General features: G+C 67.9%; 23 protein-coding genes. 12 read left to right on the top strand and 11 right to left on the bottom strand.

The genetic code is table 11. The features are described from left to right. Window positions 1–16 precede the first annotated feature (16 nt). From pdxS to HACJB3_RS05945, 3 genes are all read right to left on the bottom strand, one after another. Entirely contained in the window at window positions 17–925 is a 909-nt protein-coding gene (gene pdxS, locus HACJB3_RS05955; RefSeq protein ID WP_008414830.1) for a pyridoxal 5'-phosphate synthase lyase subunit PdxS, read from the bottom strand. Window positions 926–986: 61 nt separating this feature from the next. Beyond that, window positions 987–1,169 carry a hypothetical protein gene (locus tag HACJB3_RS05950; protein WP_008414829.1) on the bottom strand — a complete coding sequence of 61 codons (183 nt, stop codon included), beginning with the start codon at window positions 1,167–1,169 and terminating at the stop codon, window positions 987–989. A 51-nt stretch (window positions 1,170–1,220) separates the two neighbouring features. Continuing rightward, window positions 1,221–2,294, bottom strand: coding sequence for a pyridoxal-phosphate-dependent aminotransferase family protein (locus HACJB3_RS05945; RefSeq protein WP_008414828.1), 1,074 nt, complete (start codon window positions 2,292–2,294; stop codon window positions 1,221–1,223). Window positions 2,295–2,382: 88 nt separating this feature from the next. Between HACJB3_RS05945 and HACJB3_RS05940 the strand changes: the two genes are divergently transcribed. The 3 genes from HACJB3_RS05940 to dnaG all read left to right on the top strand — a co-directional run bounded on the left by HACJB3_RS05940 (window position 2,383) and on the right by dnaG (window position 4,795). Beyond that, entirely contained in the window at window positions 2,383–3,069 is a 687-nt protein-coding gene (locus tag HACJB3_RS05940; RefSeq protein ID WP_008414827.1) for a DUF1405 domain-containing protein, read from the top strand. A 20-nt stretch (window positions 3,070–3,089) separates the two neighbouring features. After that, complete coding sequence (locus HACJB3_RS05935; RefSeq protein ID WP_008414826.1) at window positions 3,090–3,392, top strand: hypothetical protein; 303 nt, start codon at window positions 3,090–3,092, stop codon at window positions 3,390–3,392. A 110-nt stretch (window positions 3,393–3,502) separates the two neighbouring features. Next, a complete protein-coding gene (gene dnaG / locus HACJB3_RS05930; RefSeq protein ID WP_013199425.1) occupies window positions 3,503–4,795 on the top strand; it encodes a DNA primase DnaG in 1,293 nt (430 codons plus the stop codon). A 4-nt stretch (window positions 4,796–4,799) separates the two neighbouring features. Here dnaG and HACJB3_RS05925 read toward each other — a convergent pair whose 3' ends face one another. After that, window positions 4,800–6,107, bottom strand: coding sequence for a DUF92 domain-containing protein (locus HACJB3_RS05925; protein WP_008414817.1), 1,308 nt, complete (start codon window positions 6,105–6,107; stop codon window positions 4,800–4,802). Between the two features lie 111 nt (window positions 6,108–6,218). Between HACJB3_RS05925 and HACJB3_RS05920 the strand changes: the two genes are divergently transcribed. Continuing rightward, complete coding sequence (locus HACJB3_RS05920; protein ID WP_008414816.1) at window positions 6,219–6,827, top strand: undecaprenyl diphosphate synthase family protein; 609 nt, start codon at window positions 6,219–6,221, stop codon at window positions 6,825–6,827. 34 nt (window positions 6,828–6,861) lie between these two features. Here HACJB3_RS05920 and HACJB3_RS05915 read toward each other — a convergent pair whose 3' ends face one another. The 4 genes from HACJB3_RS05915 to uppS form a co-directional block, all read right to left on the bottom strand. Further along, window positions 6,862–7,674 (bottom strand): DUF2182 domain-containing protein, encoded by an 813-nt coding sequence (locus tag HACJB3_RS05915; RefSeq protein WP_008414814.1) that lies wholly within the window; start codon window positions 7,672–7,674, stop codon window positions 6,862–6,864. A 12-nt stretch (window positions 7,675–7,686) separates the two neighbouring features. Continuing rightward, complete coding sequence (locus HACJB3_RS05910; RefSeq protein WP_008414813.1) at window positions 7,687–8,304, bottom strand: DUF1326 domain-containing protein; 618 nt, start codon at window positions 8,302–8,304, stop codon at window positions 7,687–7,689. Window positions 8,305–8,422: 118 nt separating this feature from the next. Next, a complete protein-coding gene (locus tag HACJB3_RS05905) occupies window positions 8,423–9,271 on the bottom strand; it encodes a helix-turn-helix transcriptional regulator (RefSeq protein WP_008414812.1) in 849 nt (282 codons plus the stop codon). Between the two features lie 50 nt (window positions 9,272–9,321). After that, complete coding sequence (gene uppS, locus HACJB3_RS05900) at window positions 9,322–10,218, bottom strand: polyprenyl diphosphate synthase (RefSeq protein ID WP_008414811.1); 897 nt, start codon at window positions 10,216–10,218, stop codon at window positions 9,322–9,324. A gap of 154 nt (window positions 10,219–10,372) precedes the next feature. Between uppS and HACJB3_RS05895 the strand changes: the two genes are divergently transcribed. From HACJB3_RS05895 to HACJB3_RS05860, 8 genes are all read left to right on the top strand, one after another. Continuing rightward, window positions 10,373–10,567 carry a cold-shock protein gene (locus HACJB3_RS05895; protein ID WP_008414810.1) on the top strand — a complete coding sequence of 65 codons (195 nt, stop codon included), beginning with the start codon at window positions 10,373–10,375 and terminating at the stop codon, window positions 10,565–10,567. A 118-nt stretch (window positions 10,568–10,685) separates the two neighbouring features. Next, on the top strand, window positions 10,686–11,087 hold the full coding sequence (locus tag HACJB3_RS05890) for a DUF5778 family protein (RefSeq protein WP_008414809.1): 402 nt from the start codon (window positions 10,686–10,688) through the stop codon (window positions 11,085–11,087). Window positions 11,088–11,134: 47 nt separating this feature from the next. Further along, window positions 11,135–12,199 (top strand): siroheme decarboxylase subunit beta, encoded by a 1,065-nt coding sequence (gene ahbB, locus HACJB3_RS05885; RefSeq protein WP_008414808.1) that lies wholly within the window; start codon window positions 11,135–11,137, stop codon window positions 12,197–12,199. Next, window positions 12,196–12,840 carry a precorrin-2 dehydrogenase/sirohydrochlorin ferrochelatase family protein gene (locus HACJB3_RS05880; RefSeq protein WP_008414807.1) on the top strand — a complete coding sequence of 215 codons (645 nt, stop codon included), beginning with the start codon at window positions 12,196–12,198 and terminating at the stop codon, window positions 12,838–12,840. Before ahbB ends, HACJB3_RS05880 begins: the two co-directional genes overlap by 4 nt. Beyond that, the gene (gene hemA, locus HACJB3_RS05875) at window positions 12,837–14,147 is read left to right on the top strand and encodes a glutamyl-tRNA reductase (protein ID WP_008414806.1); all 1,311 of its coding nucleotides are present in this window, start codon (window positions 12,837–12,839) and stop codon (window positions 14,145–14,147) included. The genes HACJB3_RS05880 and hemA overlap by 4 nt, the downstream gene beginning before the upstream one ends. 49 nt (window positions 14,148–14,196) lie before the next feature. Then, entirely contained in the window at window positions 14,197–14,472 is a 276-nt protein-coding gene (locus HACJB3_RS05870) for a 4a-hydroxytetrahydrobiopterin dehydratase (RefSeq protein ID WP_008414805.1), read from the top strand. Window position 14,473: 1 nt separating this feature from the next. Continuing rightward, window positions 14,474–14,845: an LWR-salt protein gene (gene lwrS, locus HACJB3_RS05865; RefSeq protein WP_008414804.1), complete on the top strand. Its 372-nt coding sequence runs from the start codon at window positions 14,474–14,476 to the stop codon at window positions 14,843–14,845. A gap of 59 nt (window positions 14,846–14,904) precedes the next feature. Next, a complete protein-coding gene (locus tag HACJB3_RS05860) occupies window positions 14,905–15,570 on the top strand; it encodes an HAD family hydrolase (RefSeq protein WP_008414803.1) in 666 nt (221 codons plus the stop codon). On the opposite strand, the gene HACJB3_RS05855 is transcribed toward HACJB3_RS05860, so the two are convergent. From HACJB3_RS05855 to HACJB3_RS05850, 3 genes are read right to left on the bottom strand one after another with little or no spacing between them, the layout of a single operon-like run. Further along, window positions 15,550–17,418, bottom strand: coding sequence for a molybdopterin biosynthesis protein (locus HACJB3_RS05855; RefSeq protein ID WP_008414801.1), 1,869 nt, complete (start codon window positions 17,416–17,418; stop codon window positions 15,550–15,552). The genes HACJB3_RS05860 and HACJB3_RS05855 overlap by 21 nt on opposite strands. Next, the gene (locus HACJB3_RS21025) at window positions 17,415–17,549 is read right to left on the bottom strand and encodes a hypothetical protein (RefSeq protein ID WP_008414800.1); all 135 of its coding nucleotides are present in this window, start codon (window positions 17,547–17,549) and stop codon (window positions 17,415–17,417) included. The genes HACJB3_RS05855 and HACJB3_RS21025 overlap by 4 nt, the downstream gene beginning before the upstream one ends. Continuing rightward, complete coding sequence (locus HACJB3_RS05850) at window positions 17,546–18,763, bottom strand: molybdopterin molybdotransferase MoeA (protein WP_008414798.1); 1,218 nt, start codon at window positions 18,761–18,763, stop codon at window positions 17,546–17,548. The genes HACJB3_RS21025 and HACJB3_RS05850 overlap by 4 nt, the downstream gene beginning before the upstream one ends. Window positions 18,764–18,779: the final 16 nt, after the last annotated feature.

Here is an 18,779-nt window from a genome sequence, read left to right as displayed (position 1 = left end):
ACCGGCGTCAGCTCGTTTAGACGCCCCGGTCTTGCATCTTTTCCTCCTCGGGGAGGTCGACGTTCGCGTCGCCTGTCATGCTCTTGCCGACGTTCGAGGCGATCTCGGCGAGTTTTTCAGGACTGTCCCAGTTGGTCGTCGCGGCGACGATGGCGTCGGCCATCGCCTCGGGGTTCTCGGCGCCGAAGATCCCCGAGCCCACGAAGATGCCGTCACAGCCGTGGTGCATCATCAAGGCGGCGTCGGCGGGCGTCGCGATCCCGCCCGCCGCGAAGTTCACCACGGGGAGGCGACCGGCCTCTGCGGTCTCGTGGACGAGGTGGGCCGGCGCTTCGATCTCGCGGGCGAACGCCTCGCGTTCCTCGTGGGCCATGCCCTCGATCTTCCTGATCGCGCCCTTGATCTGGCGCTGGTGATGCACCGCCTGATTGACGTCGCCGGTGCCGGCCTCGCCCTTCGTGCGGATCATCGCCGCGCCCTCCTCGATCCGCCTGAGAGCTTCGCCCAGATCGCGTGCCCCACAGACGAACGGCGCAGTAAAGTCGCGCTTGTCGATGTGGTAGGCGTCGTCGGCGGGGGTCAGCACCTCCGACTCGTCGATCATGTCCACTCCCACGGCTTCGAGGATCTGGGCCTCCTTCGTGTGCCCGATGCGGGACTTGCCCATCACCGGGATCGAGACACTCTCGACGATCTCCGCGACGTCGGCGGGGTCGGCCATCCGGGCGACCCCGCCGCGTTTGCGGATGTCGGCGGGCACCGCTTCGAGGGCCATCACCGCGACCGCGCCGGCTTCCTCCGCGACGCGAGCCTGCTCCGCGTTGACGACGTCCATGATGACGCCACCTTTCTGCATCCGCGCGAAGCCACGTTTGACGAGATCTGTCCCTCGTTTCAGCTCCTCGATGTCGGTCTCCTCGGCCATACTCGGCCCGTAGAACGGACATGGGTAATACGTGTCGGTGGTGCCATGCGTCGCCGCTTCGCTACCGGGTTCCCATCCCCGCCCCGATGGCGACCCCGAGGGCGATCCCCATCGGGAGCCACAGTGCGAGGTCGTCCGTCGCTGTCCCGATCCCGACGCCGAGGGCGACGCCGATAGCTATTCCCACCCCGATATTCGCATCCGAATCGCCCTCGTCCGGTTCGGAGTTCGTATCAACTGACATGACGTCCGTTCGTCCCGAACCACGATAACTGTCACTGCCGAAGCGATGAGATCAATCGAGGACGGCTTCGAGCGCGTCCATCGCGCGGTCGACTCTCCCGATTTCGGCGTTGTAGCCCATATGACCGACCCGAAGGACGCTCTCGGAGAACTCCCCCAGGCCGGTCGCCAGAACGACGCCCTCCGTCGCGACCCGCTCTCGGAGCGTGTCCGCGTTCTCGACCGCGAAGGCGGTAACGGTCGGTGAGCTGTGTTCCGACGCGAACGGCTCCAATCCGAGGTCACGCCCGCGTTCCCGGCAGTGCGCTGCGGCCCGCGCGTGGCGCTCGAAGACGGTTCCGATGCCCTCGTCGAGCAGCCGGTCGAGCGCCGCGTCGAGCGCGTACAGGTCCGAGACCGAGTGGGTGTAGGGGAACGCCGCCGGCGGGTCCTCGAACCCGAGATCGCGCCACGGTTCGAGGTTCAAATAAAAGGAGCGCTGTTCGATTGCCTCGATTCGCTCCCAGGCCGCCTCGCTCACCGACAGGGTCGCGAGGCCGGGCGGCGCGCTGAAACACTTCTGGGAGGCTCCGAGGCAGATATCTATGGACTCGGTCGGCACCTCCACGCCGCCAAGCGAGGAGACCGCATCGCAGATCGTCAGCACGCCCGCCTCGTCGAACACGTCGAGAACCCCGTCGAAATCGTTCAACACGCCGGTCGGCGTCTCGCAGTGGACCATCGTCGCCACGTCGGGCTCGTGTTCTTCGACCGCCTCCCGGACCGCCTCGGGGTCGAACCCCTCCGTGGGCGAAACTTCGTGGAGGACGGGCTCGCCGCCGTGGAGGGAAACGAGGTCCCCGAACCCGGCTCCGTAGATCCCGTTCGCGAGACAGAGGACGGTGTCGCCGGGTTCGATCAGCGAAGCGACGCTCGCCTCCAACCCGACCATCCCCTCGCCCGCCAGTACCACGAGGTCGTCGTCGGTGCCGTAGACGCGGGCGAGTTTCCCGAGGAAGTCCCCGTAAAACTCGCTAAACGCGGGTTCGATATCGGGGTTCTGTATCGGGCGGGCCATCGCCTCGCGGACCTCCTCGGGGAGTGCGGTCGGTCCGGGCGTCATCATCAGTGTCTCTCGGTCGTCCATACGGTAGCTCCGGGTTCGTCGCCCTAAATCCGTCGGGTCGAGCGTCGAACCGGCAGGTCTTTGGTTCACACACCCACCCATCGGGATAATGACCGGGCCGACACTCCCCGCGTGGCTCGCGCCCCTCCCCCGCCGGCTGGAGGAGTTCGCGCTGCGGTACGCGTGGCTCATCGTCGCGATCAACGTGGTGGGAACGGCCTTTGGCTTCTGGTACTACCGCTTTCAGTTCGCGGGCACGCCGGCGGTAATGTGGCCGTGGGTGCCAGACAGCCCGCTCGCCACCCTCTTTATCGCACTGAGTCTCGCCCTCTGGAAGCTCGACCGACAGAGTGAATTGGTGGATATGCTCGCCTTCTTCGGCAACATCAAACTCGGACTGTGGACCCCCTTCGTCCTCGTCGCCTTCCGGGAGGCCTTCCTCGCGGGGACCGCCCCCCCGATGTACGCCTTCCTGCTGGTGAGTCACCTCGGAATGGTCGCACAGGCCTTTTTGATCCAACGCTACAGCGACTTTTCGATCTCGGCGATCGCCGCAGCGCTCGTCTGGTACAGCGTCGATCTCACGGTCGATTACTTCGTTCCCGTTCTCGGTGGACCACACCACACGACCCTCCCGTACGCCGAGCCGGCGGCCGTCGCGCTTGCGGGCAACACGACGGCGTTTCTGGTCGCCGCGTGGGGCGCGACGCTGCTGACGGTCTGGATCACGTTTCTCGCGCTTGCGACCCGTGCGAAGAAGGCGACGACACGTGCCTCCCGTTCGGCGCCGCGATAGCCATCGGCCGGGGATTACCCATGACCGGGAGCAGAACTAACACGGTCGGTGCCCACCGGGAGGACATGACGATCGAACTGGATGAAGCGATCGACGAGGCACAGTACGTCGCCGTCAGCGCCGATCGCCGGCTCATGGCGGTCTGGTACGGGGCACAGACGGTCACGGTCTTCCTGATCGAGGACCCCGCAGCGATCGCCGTCGTCGAGAGCGTCCCCATCGGGGAGTACCGCTTCGGCGAGACGAGCCGCGAGGACGCCCGCGAGACCATCGAGTCGATCTTCGAGGAGTACCGACACGACGCCCGCGACGGGGGTCGGTGAGTCGAGCGCCGCGAGAGCCCCGGAGAGTACGTGTCGAACGCAGACGGCAATTATTTTCCCCGTCGGGCGCGAACCGTACGGCGTCATGGAGACGTTCATGACAGTTACCAATGACACTCAACGATACTGCGAAATACCTCATCCACGCGGACATCACGGCCGACGGGGTGGTCGAGCGGAGTGACGTCGTCGGCGCGATCTTCGGCCAGACCGAAGGGCTGTTGGGCGACGACCTGGAGATCCACGACCTCCAGCAGTCCTCGAAGGTCGGGCGGATCGACGTCGAGATCGCGAGCCAAGCGGGCCAGTCCACTGGGACTGTAACCGTCGCCAGCAGTATGGACAAGGTCGAGACCGCCGTTCTCGCGGCGGCGCTCGAAACCATCGAGCGCGTCGGGCCCTGCCGGGCGACCCTCGAAATCAGCCGCATCGAGGACACCCGTGCGGCGGCCCGCCGCGAGGTCGTCAGCCGGGCCCGGGACCTGCTCTCGACGGCCTTCGACGAGACGGTGCTCTCGAGCGACGAGTTGCTCGATCAGGTGCGCGAGAGCGTTCGCGTCGAGGACATCACCGAGTACGAGGGCTATCCTGCGGGGCCCCGCGTGGCCGGCGGCGACGCGATCATCGTCGTCGAGGGGCGGGCGGACGTTCTCCAGCTGTTGAAGTACGGCATCAAGAACGCCATCGCCGTCGAGGGGACAAACGTCCCCGAGGCGGTCGCCGAACTCACCAACGAGCGCACGACGACGGCCTTCCTCGACGGAGACCGCGGGGGCGAACTCATCATGAAGGAACTCGCACAGGTCGGCGAGATCGACTCGGTCGCCTTCGCGCCCGCGGGTCGGTCGGTCGAGGACCTCTCCCGGGAGGAGGTCACCGAGGCGCTCCGGGAGAAGGTCTCGTATCAGGCGATGGTCGAGGAGGGTCCACACGAGGCCGTCGCCGCAACCGACGGTAGCGCCCGGCCCGCCCCCGACGGCCACGCAGAAACGCCGGGCGAAGGGGCCCGAGCGTCGGTCGAACCGACTATCGACGAGGGAGCGGATCGCCCCGCTGACACCGACGACGAGTCGGGAGTCGAGGCCTCGGTGGAGCCGGAACCCGAGTCGCTTCGCGAACACGCCGAGGCGGTGATCGGCGAGGGCACGGGGATGGTCCGCCTGCTCGATGGCGAGTTCCGGGAACTCGCGAACGCGCCCACCGAGGACGCCTTCGAGACGGTTCGGGACGCCGGGAAACCGCCACACGCGATGGTCCTCGACGGCGATTTGAGCCAGCGCGTCCTCGACGTCGCGGCCCAGCGGGGCGTCTCGCAGGCGATCGCGCGCGAACGCGGCCAGTACACGAAACGACCCACCAGCGTTCGGATCCGCACCTTCGAAGAACTGGTCGGCCCTGCGTAGCGTTTCAGAACAGGCCCGCGAGCGCCGCCAGCGCGACCGCCGCCAGCGCTCCGGCCAGCGTCGCGAGGAAGTTCACGCCCTGATTGTCGAGCCAGCGGTTCTCGACGGTCGCACCCAGCAGACTGTCGGCGGTCATACCCGCGACGCCGCCGAGTGCGATCAGCACCGCCCCCGACAGGGTGATCGTTTCGAAGAGCACGAGTGTGGGCCCCGCGACCGCGAGCGCGCCCGCGATCCCGGCGAGTTCGCCCTGCCACGTGATCGCGCCGTCGGTTCCGGGTGGAACGCGCTCGCCGGTGGTGACGAGCCGGGGGGTGTCGTAGACGCCACCGATCTCGCTCGAAAGGGTGTCTGCCATCGCCGTCGCGACCGCACCCGCGAAGGCGAAAAAGAAGACGCCCGGCGCGACCGAAAGCGGATCGGGCGTGGCGGCATAGCCCAACACGGCGACGAGCGCGACCGCCGAATTACCGAGGACGTTGCCGCTGCCCCGTGCGCCGTCGTTGTCCTCGGCGACCCCACGGGATCGCTTTCTCTCGTATCGGAACTTCGAGGAGAGCCCGCCGATGGCGAAAAACGCGATCAACAGGACGAACCAGCCGTAGCCCCCGAGGACGATCGTGACGAGCGCGAGCAACATCCCGGTGACCATCCCCGGGATCGAGGCCGTCCCCAGCGCATAGGAGACGTAGCCTAAAAGCGCCGTCACGGCGATGGCGGCGGCGATCTCGACCGGCGTGGTCTCGACGCCGAGATCCGCGATCACCCACAACACGAGCCCCACGCTCAGCAACACGAGGGGGTCGTCGCGCTCGTAGAGAACGCTCCGGAGCAGCGAGGCGATGAGCGCACCGCAGGCCGCGAGAAACGCCGCCGAGGCCGGCGCGACCGAAAGCGAGACGGGCGTGACGAGCAACTGGGCGGCGGTCCCGGCGAGGAAACCGCCGGCGACGAAGCCGGCGGCGGGAGCCATATCCCCGCTCCGGCGGGCTATGACTACCTGCTGGAGGAGGTTGCCGCCGGCGAGCAGACAGACCGTGCCGGCGAACAGTTCGGGGGGAAAGCCGACGATCACCAACAACGCGAGGCCGGTCGCGGCGAGCGAAAAGCCCGCCAGCCCGTAGAGCGTGTTGTCCTCGCGGTCGCCGGGACGCGCAAAGAGGTCGAAGACGGGCCCGCCGTCGATGACGAGTGCGGCAAGCAGGCCGACCGCGGCAAAGGGGACGAACGCGGCGGGGCCGAGAAACGGTGCGGCGAGCGAGAGGCTACCCACGAGCGCGAACGCACCCGCACGCCGGACTTCGCCGGTCACACCGCTCCGGTTTCGGGGTCGAACACTTATACTATCGGATGTGGGGCGATCCCCGAGGTGCTCACAAAGCGGGGTCGTGAGGCTTACGGGGCCGCCGGCGAGAGATGGCGTGTGGGTCTGTACGACCGGTATCTCGCCGCCCGCGTTCGACGCCACGACGGGGCGTCCCCGAGCCACGTCGCCATCGTGATCACCGAACGTGACCTCCTCGAACGAGGGGCCTACGAGACCCTCGAGGACGTCCTCCGGTGGGCCTTCGAGTACGAGGCCGACCGCGTGACCGTCTATGTGAGCGTATTGGACCCGGCGGCCGCACCCACCCTCGCGAGCGAACTCGCCGAAATCGACGCTCCCCGGGCGGTCGACGTCCGCGGACCCGACGACACCCGACGGGTCGACGCCCCGATCAGCGTCGGGATCGGACTCGGGGGAAAACGCGAGTTCACCCGCGCGGTGCGCGGACTCGCCCACGAGGTCGAACGCGGCGAGCGCGACCCCGACGGGATCCGCGATGCGGACATCGAATCCCAACTGGTCTTTCCCGACGAACCCGATCTGTTGATCAAGACCGGGGCCGAGCGTCTCTCCGATTTCATGATCTGGCAGTCGGTCTACGCGGAACTGTACTTCACGGACGTCAATTGGCGGGACTTTCGCAAACGCGACTACCTCAGAGCCGTGCTCGACTACAAGAAACGAAGCCGGCGGTTCGGCCGGTAGGCCGAAGCACGAGGGGCGAGCCCGGCGTCGGCTATCAACCGACGAGTAGCCAACTCGCGACGAGTCCGACGCCCGCGATGCCGGCGACGACACCGACCCCCGTCGCCAGCCGGTCGCCCCACGGGACCAGCCGTTCGAGCGAGACGACGAGCGTGATCGCGCCCATCCACAGCAGGTTCATCGAACCGACGACCACCATGAGCCCCATCAGCGCCCAACAGCAGCCGATACAGAGGGCGCTGAAGCGCGCGCTCAGGCCGATCGCGCCCCGAACGCCGGGACGGTAGTGCTCGGTCAGAAAACCCAGCGGCGATCGGCAGTACTCCAGACAGCGACGCTTGTACGGCGAGAGCTGGTAGGCCGCCAGCACCAGCAGCGACCCGCCGACGAAGAGCGCACCGTGGCCCTCGGCGAGGGCGGCGATCGGGAGGTAGCGGTTCACCGCCAGCGGCACCGCACCCGTGAGCGCCCACGCGAGCGCGTACGTTCCCATGAACGCACCGAGACGGGCCGCGCGTTCGGGCCCCGTCGCGTCCCGGAGCGCGCCGCCGTACAGCCGGAACAGCGGCACCGTCGAGGGGTACATCATCGCGATCATCATCACGCCCCACATGAGCAAGTAGAGCGCGATACCCGAGAACCCGCTCGACAGTGCCATCGCCTCCGGCACGCCGGGGTCGGCCATCGTCGCCCCCGCCGAACCGCCGTGGCCCGCTTCCCCGCCCGGCATCGGGAGCCACCGGCCGACGAGCGCGACCCACGCGAGCAGCGAGAGCAGGTACGCCGACAGCGCGACCAGCGGGAGGCGGCTGAGATCGATGCGATCGCGCAGTTCGTGTGTGGACATGGCGGTTCCGGTCTACTCGCCTTCGTACTCGAACTCGCCCAGGAAGGCGTTGTTCCCCGAGACGTCCCACGAGAACTCCTCGTCGTACGAGACGGTCGCCGTGGCGGACTTTCCGGTGGTCACCGCCATCGACGGTGCGGTGACCGGATGCGGGGACACCTCGCCGGGAACCTCGCCGAACCCCTCGATGAGGTCGGCCTCGACCGCCGCGACCTCGCCTGCCGCGATCGAGACGTGGTCCTCATCCCTCGAGTAGGCGATCGGGACGGTCTCGACCGCCCGCACGTCGCCGACCAGTTCGGCGACCGCACCCATGACCCCGCCGGCCTGTCCCGTAAAGACCGCCTCGAGGGCTGCCGCCTGCGCCTCGTCCGCCCGGTCGTCGAGGAGGAAGACGACCCTCCAGTCCCCCTCGAAGAGGATCCCCTCGTCGTAGAGGAGGACGCCGACCGTGAGCCCGTCCAGTTCGGCCCCGTCGTACTCGCCCTCCTCGACGTGCCAGAACAGGGCCCCGGTACACTCGTCGTCGTCGGGCGCCTCGCCGTAGAGACACTGACACGGGGCCGAGCAGTTGCAGGCCTCGGCGAACTCCCCTCGGACGCTCCATTGATTCGTGTTATCTACTGACATGGTACCTCCGGTCGAGGTACGGACGCGCGGGTATTGTAGGCAACTAGTGATATAGTGGGAGGACGTGATCGGATTGCAGTCGGTGAAAGGGATCGCCGGCCCCGAAGGAGTCGAGCCGTTACGGGACGGCGGTTTCGGGGACGAGCGGCCGCGCCTTCCGGCGGTGGGTCTCGTAGGTCGATTCGGCCCACTCGCGGACCGCGGGCGCGTCGGTGTCGATCAGGGCCCGGACCGTGCCGCTGTCGGGATCGTAACCGCTGATCCCGACCCGGTCGTCGAGGAGACAGAGCCCGTAGGTCGGCAGGTCCTCACATACGAAGACCGTGAGATTGCCGCTTTCGAGGGGAGCCGCACAGTGGTCAGGGTACGTCGAGAGGATGCGGTCGGCGCCGCCGGGCGGGTCGACGATCTCCGTGGTCATCCCGTCGAGGATCCGTCGCCGGAGCTCGTCCCGGCAGGGTTCGAGCAGCGCGAGTTCGGGACCGGCGAAGCGAAACCGTTCGGTCTCTCGGAGCAGCGAGACGAACCGATTGACCGGCCGGTAGGGGTCGTCGGCCGCGGCGACGGTCACGACCGCATCGGAGAGCGCGCCGATACCGAGGTCGCCCTCCCTGATGGCGAGCAGCGGCCAGACGTCCCGCAGCCGTCGCTCCGTTTCGATCCGGTCGATCAGTTCGACGGTCCCCCTGGCGACGAACGCACCCAACTGGGTCGCCTCGTAGCGGTGGCCGTCCTTGCGGATCCAGCACCGCGTCTCGAACTCACGTAGAGTCCGACAGATCGTCGAGGCCGACACCCCGGCCAGCGTCCGAAGGTCGCGCCGATCCCGCGGGCGGTCGGCAAGCGCGTCGAGAACGACGGTTCGGTGTTGTGACCGAGTGAGAAAGGCGACGTCCTCGGTCGCCGGCGGCCGTCCCGACGGACCGTCCGATCCGTCCCGATCGCGGTCGTCGAACGAATGTACCATGCTATCAATACGCAGCCAGTAACAATAGCGTTCGGGTCGAACTCGGGCGACTATCGTTCGATCGGCACAGGGGTCTCCCGGGTAGCGGGTTCGCTCTCGCCGTCGAGGACGTCCCGTGCCTTCGGCAGATCGACGTCCGAGAGCGCGCCCACGAGCGCCATCGCGCGCCGGGTTCGCGTGCGCTGCCAGGAGGCCTCGCGGTGTTGGTAGGTCCGAACGGCTCGGAGGAAGTCGACCTTCGAGAACTCCGGCCAGTAGGGCGCACAGAAGAAGACCGCAGCCTCGTTGCCGTTGGCGTGCCACGGCAGGAAGTTCGAGGTACGTTCGTCCCCGCCGGTGCGGATGATCAGGTCGACGTCCCGGAGTTCGTCGTCGTACAGTCGCCGGTCGATCTCGTCGGCGTCGATCTCGCGTGGGCGCAGATCGCTGGTCTCGACCGCCCGGGCGACGTCGCGAGCGACCCCCAACAGTTCGGCCCGGCCGCCGTAGGCAAGCGCGATGTTGAGCACGAAGGTGTCGTACTCCCGGGTCCGTCGCTCAGCGTACCGGGCGGCCTCCTGCACCCGTTCGGGAAGCAGCGAGAGGTTCCCGAGCGCGCGGATCCGTACGCCGCCGTCGTGGACCCGGTCGGCGTCGGCGAACTCTCGGAGTTTCTCACACAGCAGGCCGTAGATCGCCTCTCGCTCGTCGGGGGGACGTTCCAAGTTCTCCGTCGAGAAGGCATACAGGGTGAGTTCCTCGATGCCGAGTTCCTCACACCAGTTGAGCACCCGTTCGGTGGTCTGTGCGCCGGCACGGTGCCCGTCGGAGGTTTCGGTGCCCTGTTTGCGGGCGTACCGACGGTTGCCGTCCTGGATGACGGCGACGTGGGTGGGTCCGTCGTCGATCTCGCGCAGGAGGAGGTTCTCGTACACGCGGGAACCAAGCGAGCGTGCGAGCGATACCATCTATCTGCGGCGACGCCACCCGATACAATGATACTGTCGGTTGGGACCCATCTGAACGCCCTCCGACCCACCGCGTCGTATCTGTCGCCCGGTCGTCGTTTCTCGGCGGGACGTGCGCACATTTTTAAAGGTGGATGACGAAGCGGTAGTTGCAATGGCGAAAGGTACGGTTGATTTCTTCAACGACACCGGTGGTTACGGCTTTATCGACAGCGAGGATTCCGAGGAGGACGTGTTCTTCCACATGGAAGACGTCGGCGGCCCCGACCTCGAAGAGGGCCAGGAAGTGGAGTTCGACATCGAGCAGGCCGACAAGGGCCCGCGCGCAGTCAACCTCGAGCGACTGTAGTCTCGGATTCGACTCGATCGATCGGGGGCATCCGCCCGCGAACCACGTTCTGTCATTTTCACGCGCCACCAGCGACGCCGACCGTGAACGGTATAGGGCCGGCACGCCCACCGATCGTATGAGCGAGACGCTCGACGACGACCTCTACGAGCGGACCAAACGGCTGCTCGAACCCGGTGAGATCGAACTGGCCGGCGCGATCGTCCACACCGAACTGGAGAGTTCCGACGACATCGAGATGCATCAAGCGACCGTCGACATCGGCGAGATCATCGCCGAGGGCGCGGGCCACGACCCGACCGACACCTACGTCTATTCGGGGACCGACGACACGGACTTCTCCTCGAACCAGCACCAGGGGCTGACCATCGAGGGCGACGAGTTCGTCTGGGAGTGCCAGCAGCTCCTCCGGGAGGGCACCTTCGACGTCGTCTTTTACTACGAGGCGTCGGCGGATCACGAGGCGATCCTCGCGGGGATCCGCGAGGCGGGCTTTCGGGTCACCGGCGTTCGGGAGTAGCGGGGCGGAGCGCGACGCTTATCCCACGCGAACCCCGAGCGTCGCGTATGAATCGGGCTCGGGTCGAGGACCTCGACCGCGTCGACCGCGCCCTGCTCAACGCCTTTCAGGGTGGGTTTCCGGTCTGTGAACGCCCCTTCGAGCACGCCGCACGGGCGCTCTCGGAGCGGGGCGTCGAAGTGGGCGGCGAGGAACTGCTCGAACGCGTTCGGCGTCTGGACGAGGCGGACGTCCTCACGCGATTCGGCGCGCTGGTGAACGCCCAGGAGATCGGAGGAACCGCGACGTTGGTGGCGATGCACGCCCCCGAAGAACGCTTCGAGGCGGTCGCCGAGGCGGTCAACGGCCACCGGGAGGTCGCACATAACTACGAGCGCGAGCACCCCCATCTGAACATGTGGTTCGTCCTCTCGGTGGCGGACGAATCGCGCGTCGAGGAGGTGCTCGCCGAGATCGAATCCGAGACGGGCGAGGAGACGTACAACCTGCCCAAACAGCGGGAGTTCCGCGTCGAGGCGAAGTTCATGCTCGAGGGACCGATCTCCGAGGGCGACGTCGACTGCTCGGATCTGGGTCCCGCGGTCGAGCCGACCGACAGCACGACGCTTTCGCCGGACGAGCGCGATCTGGTCCTCGCGATCCAAGGCGGTTTCCCGATCGTCGCCAATCCCTACGAGGAGATCGCAGAGGGCCTCGGCGCCGATCCCGAATGGGCTCGCGCGACGATCAAACGGTTCGACCGCGAGGGGAAGATCCGGCGCGTGGGCGCGATTCCGAACCACTACGCGCTCGGCTACACCGAGAACGGGATGACCGTCTGGAACGTCCCCGACGACCTCGTGGGCGAGGTCGGGCCCGCGGTCGCCTCGCTGCCCTTCGTCACCCACTGTTATGAGCGCCCGCGCCACGAGGGGGTCTGGCCGTACAACTTCTTCGCGATGACTCACGGGCGAAGCGAGGCCGAAAGCGAAGAGCGCATCGAGCGGGTCCGAAAGCGCATGGCGGAGTTCTGGGACGTCGGCGAGGCGGACTGGGACACGCTGTTCTCGTCGCGCATCCTGAAAAAGACCGGCATCAGGCTGGAGGAACGCGCCGAGGCCAACACCGAATGATCCCGCTGTTGCACGACTTCGAGGGCCAGACGGTGCTGATCTTCGGCGGCGGGAGCGTCGGCGCGCGAAAGGCCCGGCGCTTTTCGCGCGAGGCTCGCGTCGTCGTCGTGAGCCCCGCCTTCTCGGGGGCGTTCGACGGGAGCGAACTCGTCCGGGCGGCGCCGACGCCCGCGGACGTGCCCGAGTGGTTCGAGCGGGCCGATCCGGCGCTGGTCGTCGCGGCGACCGACGACGAGGAGTTGAACGAGGCGGTCGAACGCGAGGCCCGCGAGCGCGGGGTGCTGGTCAATCGCGCCGACACGCACGGCTCCCGGGAACCCGGAAGCGTCGTGGTGCCGGCGACGGTTCGCGAGGGAGGGGTGGTGGTGTCGATCTCGACGGGCGGGCGGAGCCCGGCACTGAGCCGGGAGCTCAGAAAACGGATCGAACCCGAACTCGCGGGGGCCGGCGAGATGGCCGAACTGACCGCCGAACTGCGTGAGGAACTGGCCGACCTGTCCCCCGAGCGTCGCCGGGAGGCGCTCCGGGCGGTCGTCTCCTCGTCGGCGGTTTGGAAGGATTTACGTACGGGCGACACGAACCGCCCGCAAGTGGTTGCAGACGTGATCGATAGAGTCGAATCGGAGGGTCGGTCGCCGTGAGTGGCGTCATCACGGGGGTCAGGGTCACCCACGAGACCGCCTCGGTCGATACGATCGACGAGGCCTGTCGCCCCGACGGAAACGAGTTGATCGAGACGCTGCTGGCCCGCGAGGGCGTCACGGAGGCGTTTGCCCTCCAGACGTGCAACCGATCCGAGGCCTACGTCGTCAGTGACGACATCGCGACGGGGCGGCGAGCGCTCGGTCCGTGGACCGAGGAGCTCCCGGACGGGGCGGCGACGTGGTCGGGCCACGAGGAAAGTCTCCGCCACCTCCTCCGGGTGGCCGCTGGGCTCGACTCGCTGGTCGTCGGCGAGGACCAGATCATCGGCCAGCTCAAGGAGGCCTACGCCGAGGCCCGCGGGATCGGCGCGCTCGGCGAGATACTGGACGACGCCCTGTTGAAGGCGATCCACGTCGGCGAGCGCGCGCGCACCGAAACGGCGATCAACGAGGGGGTCGTCTCGCTGGGCAGCGCTGCCGTCTCGCTAATCACGGGCGAGCGCGAGATCGACGGTGCGAGTGCACTCGTTATCGGGGCCGGCGAGATGGGAACCCTCGCCGCACAGGCGCTCTCGCGATACGACCTCTCGGAGCTCGTCGTCGCGAACCGAACCCGCTCGCGGGCCGAACGGATCGCCGAGGAGCTCCCGGTCAACGCCGAGGCGCGTTCGCTCGACGGGCTCGAGACGGTGCTGTCGGGCGTCGACGTGGTGATCGCCGCGACCGGCAGCGACGAGCCGGTCCTCGACGCCGGGACGTTCGACCCCCAGACGTGCGTCGTCGACCTCGCGAAACCGCGAGACATCGAGCGTGACTCAGAGACGGACGCGTCGGTGACCCTCTACGATCTCGACGACCTCGAGACGGTCACCGAACGGACCGCAGCAAAGCGGGCGGCGGCGGCCTCGACGGTCGAGACGATGATCGACCGCGAACTCGAGCACCTGCTCGGGCAGTTCAAGCGAAAACAGGCCGACGACGCGATCAGCGGGATGTACGAGGGCGCCCAGCACATCAAGCGCTCGGAGGTAACGACTGCCCTCGCGAAGCTCGAATCGCAAGGCGGGCTGACCGACGACCAGCGGGAAACCGTCGAGGCGATGGCCGACGCCCTGGTGGGCCAGCTGCTCTCGGCTCCCACCAAGAGCCTGCGCGAGGCGGCCGCAGAGGACGACTGGGAGACCATCAACACCGCCATCCAGCTGTTCGATCCCACCGAGGGAGCGACTCGCGCCGAGACGATCGGGCCCGACTCCTCGGAGGGAGTCCCGCCGGAGGTCGCCGCCCGAATCGAGGACGACTGACGCACGGTCCGGGGCCGGCTTTTATTCGCCTGCGCGTCCTCGTGGCGGTATGGCAGAACTGCTCGACGACGAGGAGATCCAGTCACGGCTCCCCGAGGGCTGGGAGCGAGACGGCGAGGAGATTACCCGGACCTTCGAGTTCGACGACTACCTCGAAGGGGTTGATTTCGCCCGCGAGGTCGGCGAACTCGCAGAAAAGGAGTTTCACCACCCCGAGATGATCGTCGGCTACGAGGAGGTCGAGGTCCGTTTTACCAGTCACGAAGAGGGCGGCATCACCGACCAGGATATCGAGATGGCCGAGCGCGTCAACGACGAGGGCTGAGGTGAGCCGGTACGTCTTTCGCGTCCGGTTTCGCCCCGAGCCCGACCGGGGGTTCCGGATCGAACCGGCGACCTTCGAGACGACCCTCTCGAAGGAGGCGGCCCCGCCGGGCGAGGAGGGGTGGCTGTTCTTCCGGGACACCCTCTGGCGCGGCGAGGCGAACGCGCCAGAACACCTGCGCTCGCTCGCCGAGGAGGCACTCAGCGTCCCGGTCGAGGCCGTCGACTATCGCCGGTTCGAAACCACCGACGAGGAGTACGCAGCGCTCAAGGAGGCGATCGCGGCGGATCTCGACCTGTTCAACGCCACGGCCGGAAGCGAGGTGCTGAACAAGTACTTCGGGAGTTCGATCGAGGTCGAACCCGACGGATAGGAAACGGGTAGTGCAGGCGATACGCTGATATGACCGTGAGCCCGTAGGGACGACACTCGATGACCGGCAGCGCGTCCGACTCCGACTACGACTACGACTTCTGGCTACTCGATCTGGACGGGACCCTCGTCGACGTGGAGTGGCCGTATGTCCGTGAGACGTTCGACCGTGTGGGCGAGCGCCTCGGTCGCAGGTTCACCGATACCGAGGCACGCGGCCTCTGGTACGGCCTCGGGGCCAATCGGGAGGCACAGATCGCCGCGCTGGGCCTCGACCGCGAGCCGTTCTGGGCCGCCTTCGACGCGGTCGAAACCCCCGCAGAGCGTGTCGAAGCGACGCGGCTGTACGAGGACGCGGGGTTCGTCGCCGACCTCGAGGGACCCGTTGGGCTCGTCACGCACTGTCGACCCGATCTCACCGAGCCCGTCCTCGACCGGCTCGATATCACCGACTGGTTCGACACCGTCGTCTGTTGTTCGGACGAGCTGGGCTGGAAGCCCGACCCGACGCCCGTCGAGCGAGCGATCGGGGATCTCGGCGCCGAGGGCCGGGGCGTGCTCGCGGGCGACGGGGCAAACGACGTGGGAGCGGCCTGGAACGCCGGCCTCGACGCGATCCACGTCGAGCGCCACGGCACCGACAGCCGGGGCGTCTGTGTGCTCGGCGACCACCGCGTGCGCAGCTTCTCGGAGCTCGAACTCGCTTCAGCGCCCGACGCCCGGTAGCTCCGGGTCGACGTTCGCGAGCGCGTTTTTGAGCGCTTCGACGCCCCGTTTCCCGACCCGGTCGGGGTTTGCGAGTACCCGCACCCGCTCTTCGCCCAGTGCGACGAAGTCTAGATCGAGTTTTTCGGCGGTCGAACGCAGTCCGAGCCCCGCGTCCGCGCCCCCCGCGGCGACCTTTCGTGCGGGGCTCTCCTGGGCACGGGCGGCGAGTTCGAACCCGTCGATCCGCTCGACCAGCTCGGTGCGTGATTCCCCGCGGGCCGCCGCGAGCTGCTCGATCGCCTTTGAGAGGGTCGTCCTGAGCCCCGCGTCGGTGGGTCGGTTGACGAACCGTAGCTCCCGGTCGACGAGATCCGAAAGTCCCTCGATGCCTTCGGGATTCCCCGACCCGACGACCAGCCCCCACTCGCGGGTCCAGGCGCCGAGCTCGGTCGCCTCGATGTCGTCACTCCCGCCCGTAACGACGGCGAAGTCGGGAACGCCCTGGGCGAGGCGGCGTCGACCTTGACGCCCGCCGATAGCGAGATATCGTGGCCGGTCGAGGTCGTCGAGGAGGTTCGAGAGGGTGGGATCGTCCTCGCCGACGCCGAAGACGGTCGGCGGGCGGACGTCCGGCGAGAAGAGCGTGACCGAGACGGGCTCGCCCGGGTCGAGGTAGGCGGTATCGGAATCGACCTCGACGATCCCGTCGGCCTCGACGAGGCTGGTCGTCGCACCCGAGCCCTTATCGACGGGATACGCGAGGGTGCGGCCACGGCTTTCGAGGATACCGACGGGCATGAGTCGGGTACGTCCCTCCTCGTAGCGCTCCTCGACGGCCATTTCGGCCTCGACGGTCGCCGTGGGCGGCTCGGGGACGCCGGCAGCCCGGCGGATCGCGCCCGCAACGAAGTGCCGGAAGATCATGAGCGCCGAGACCGGGTAGCCGGGAAGGCCGACGTACGCCGAGTCAGGGAACTCGCCGACGAGCATGGGTTTGCCGGGCTTGATCGCCACGCCGTGAAGCAGGAGTTCACCCTGGTCCTCGATCACGCGGTAGATCACGTCGACGGCGCTCGCCGACGTCGAGCCCGAGGACAGCACCAGATCGCACTCCGCTGCGGCCTCGGTGAGGATCCGCTCCATCTCCTCGTAGTCGTCGCCGGCGTGGGGATAGAGGACCGCTTCGCCGCCCGCTTCCTCGACGGCGGTGGCGACCGTGTAGCTGTTGACGTCGTAGATCTGTCCGCGCTCGCTTGCGACCGCCTCGCCCGGGCGCACCAGCTCATCGCCCGTCGAGACGATCCCGACGCGGGGTTTCGCCCGCACGGGCACCGAATCGACGCCCAGTGCCGACAGCAAGCCGATTTCCCGTGACGTCAACTGCGTTCCGGGCCCGAGTGCGCGCTCGCCGGCGGCGACGTCCGCGCCGGCGAGCATGACGTGATCGCCCGGCGCGAGCGAGGTGCGGATCTCGATCCCGTTTTCGACCTCGTCGGTTCGCTCGACCATCACCACCGCGTCGGCACCCTCGGGCATCACGGCCCCCGTCGAGATCTCCGCGCAGGCCCCTTCCTCAACCCGGATCTCGGGTTCCTCGCCGGCGTGGACCGCCCCCGACAGTTCGAGCACGACGGGGTCGGCTTCGCCCGCGCCGAAGGTGTCGCGCGCACGAACAGCATACCCGTCCATGCTCGCGCGGTCGAACCCCGGCACGTCGAGCGTGGCATCGACTCGCTGTGCGAGCACCCGCCCGCGGGCTTCGCGCAGCGGGACTTCCTCGGTACCGCCGCCGACATCGAGCGACGCGATCGCCTCGTGGGCCTCTTCCGGGGGGACGAGTTCGCGGAACTCCTTTCGCTCGCTCATGCGAGCACCTCCGGTGTGAGCGTGAGGTTCATGCGAGCAACGCTCTCGTGAGCACGCTGGAACTCGTTTCCAGCGGTGTCGTCGGTCGAAGCCTCGCGAACGTCGTGAGCGAGTCGTCCGACGGAACTCATGGCGACCACTCCCAGTTCTCGACGGCGACGGTCTCGCCCTCGGCGATCCCCTCGCGCTCCTCGGGCACGACAACCCAGCCGTCCGCAAGCGCCACGCTCGAAAGCACGCCCGAGCCGCTGACCCGCGTGGGAAGCGCCGTGGGTTCCCCACCGTCCCGGTCGAGTTTCACCCGCGCGAACGTCCGGATTCCGGGCTCGCTTCTGATCTTGCGTTCGAGGGCCGCCTCGGTCGTGGGGTGATCCTCACAGGCCATCCCGCCCGCGCGTTTGAGCGCCGGCCGGAGGAACTGCACGGCGTTGACGATGCACGCGACGGGATAGCCCGGTAGCATCAGTACGGGAGTATCCTCGACGATACCTAAGGCAACCGGGTGGCCCGGTTTGAGGGCGACACCGTGGACGAGCACCTCGCCGATGTCGTCGACGACCTCGGGGATGAGGTCGCGTTCGCCCACCGAGGACCCCCCTGTCGTGACGATCAGGTCCTTGGTGAGGTCGCGCTGTATCGCCGCCCGAAGGGCCTCGTGGTCATCGGTGACGATATCCCGATAGGTGGGCCGGCCGCCCCAGCGATCGACGAACCGCGAGACGGTTAGCGCGTTCGTCTCGATCACCTCGCCCGGTTGGGGGTCCGCCTGAACGAGTTCCTCGCCGGTCGGGATTACCGAGACGGTGGGTCGCTCGCGGACCGCCACGTCCGTCAGCCCGACCGATTTCAGGAGGCCGAGATCCGAGGGCCGAACCCGGTGGCCCGGCTCGTAGAGCGTCTGGCCCTCCGATACGTCCTCCCCCGTCGGCCCGACGTTCTCGCCCTCGGCGACCGCGTCGCTGACCTCCAGTTCGCCGCCGATTTCGGCCACCTGTTCGATCATCACGACCGCGTCCGCGCCCGCGGGGAGTTCGCTTCCCGTGTGAACCTGAACCGCGGTCTCGGGACCGACGTCCTCGCCCTCTCGCAAGAGGTTCGGCGAGCGCTCGCTCGCGCCGAAGGTGTCCGCTGCGCGCACCGCGTAGCCGTCCATCGCCGCCCGGTCGTAGCCCGGGACGGGCTTGGGCGCCGACACGCGGGCGGCGAGCGTCCGACCGTCCGCGCGCGCAAGCGAGACCCGCTCGCTTCGCTCGTGTGGCGTGACTCGATCGAGCAACCGCTCGCGGGCCTCGTCGATCCGCGTGCGCTCTTTGAACCCCGAGCGCTGGAGGTCGTCCTGACTCATACGAGGGGGTTGCGGC

Origin of the sequence: Halalkalicoccus jeotgali B3, assembly GCF_000196895.1 — an archaeon.
Taxonomy (GTDB): domain Archaea; phylum Halobacteriota; class Halobacteria; order Halobacteriales; family Halalkalicoccaceae; genus Halalkalicoccus; species Halalkalicoccus jeotgali.
This window is presented reverse-complemented; position numbering and strand designations above follow the sequence as displayed.

Excerpts from the sequence above, each read along its gene's own strand:
- pdxS (WP_008414830.1), bottom strand. The coding sequence starts at position 925 with ATGGCCGAGGAGACCGACATCGAGGAGCTGAAACGAGGGACAGATCTC.
- HACJB3_RS05950 (WP_008414829.1), bottom strand. The coding sequence starts at position 1,169 with ATGTCAGTTGATACGAACTCCGAACCGGACGAGGGCGATTCGGATGCG.
- HACJB3_RS05945 (WP_008414828.1), bottom strand. The coding sequence starts at position 2,294 with ATGGACGACCGAGAGACACTGATGATGACGCCCGGACCGACCGCACTC.
- HACJB3_RS05940 (WP_008414827.1), top strand. The coding sequence starts at position 2,383 with ATGACCGGGCCGACACTCCCCGCGTGGCTCGCGCCCCTCCCCCGCCGG.
- HACJB3_RS05935 (WP_008414826.1), top strand. The coding sequence starts at position 3,090 with ATGACCGGGAGCAGAACTAACACGGTCGGTGCCCACCGGGAGGACATG.
- dnaG (WP_013199425.1), top strand. The coding sequence starts at position 3,503 with ATGACACTCAACGATACTGCGAAATACCTCATCCACGCGGACATCACG.
- HACJB3_RS05915 (WP_008414814.1), bottom strand. The coding sequence starts at position 7,674 with ATGTCCACACACGAACTGCGCGATCGCATCGATCTCAGCCGCCTCCCG.
- HACJB3_RS05910 (WP_008414813.1), bottom strand. The coding sequence starts at position 8,304 with ATGTCAGTAGATAACACGAATCAATGGAGCGTCCGAGGGGAGTTCGCC.
- HACJB3_RS05905 (WP_008414812.1), bottom strand. The coding sequence starts at position 9,271 with ATGGTACATTCGTTCGACGACCGCGATCGGGACGGATCGGACGGTCCG.
- uppS (WP_008414811.1), bottom strand. The coding sequence starts at position 10,218 with ATGGTATCGCTCGCACGCTCGCTTGGTTCCCGCGTGTACGAGAACCTC.
- HACJB3_RS05895 (WP_008414810.1), top strand. The coding sequence starts at position 10,373 with ATGGCGAAAGGTACGGTTGATTTCTTCAACGACACCGGTGGTTACGGC.
- HACJB3_RS05890 (WP_008414809.1), top strand. The coding sequence starts at position 10,686 with ATGAGCGAGACGCTCGACGACGACCTCTACGAGCGGACCAAACGGCTG.
- ahbB (WP_008414808.1), top strand. The coding sequence starts at position 11,135 with ATGAATCGGGCTCGGGTCGAGGACCTCGACCGCGTCGACCGCGCCCTG.
- HACJB3_RS05880 (WP_008414807.1), top strand. The coding sequence starts at position 12,196 with ATGATCCCGCTGTTGCACGACTTCGAGGGCCAGACGGTGCTGATCTTC.
- HACJB3_RS05870 (WP_008414805.1), top strand. The coding sequence starts at position 14,197 with ATGGCAGAACTGCTCGACGACGAGGAGATCCAGTCACGGCTCCCCGAG.
- HACJB3_RS05860 (WP_008414803.1), top strand. The coding sequence starts at position 14,905 with ATGACCGGCAGCGCGTCCGACTCCGACTACGACTACGACTTCTGGCTA.
- HACJB3_RS05855 (WP_008414801.1), bottom strand. The coding sequence starts at position 17,418 with ATGAGCGAGCGAAAGGAGTTCCGCGAACTCGTCCCCCCGGAAGAGGCC.
- HACJB3_RS21025 (WP_008414800.1), bottom strand. The coding sequence starts at position 17,549 with ATGAGTTCCGTCGGACGACTCGCTCACGACGTTCGCGAGGCTTCGACC.
- HACJB3_RS05850 (WP_008414798.1), bottom strand. The coding sequence starts at position 18,763 with ATGAGTCAGGACGACCTCCAGCGCTCGGGGTTCAAAGAGCGCACGCGG.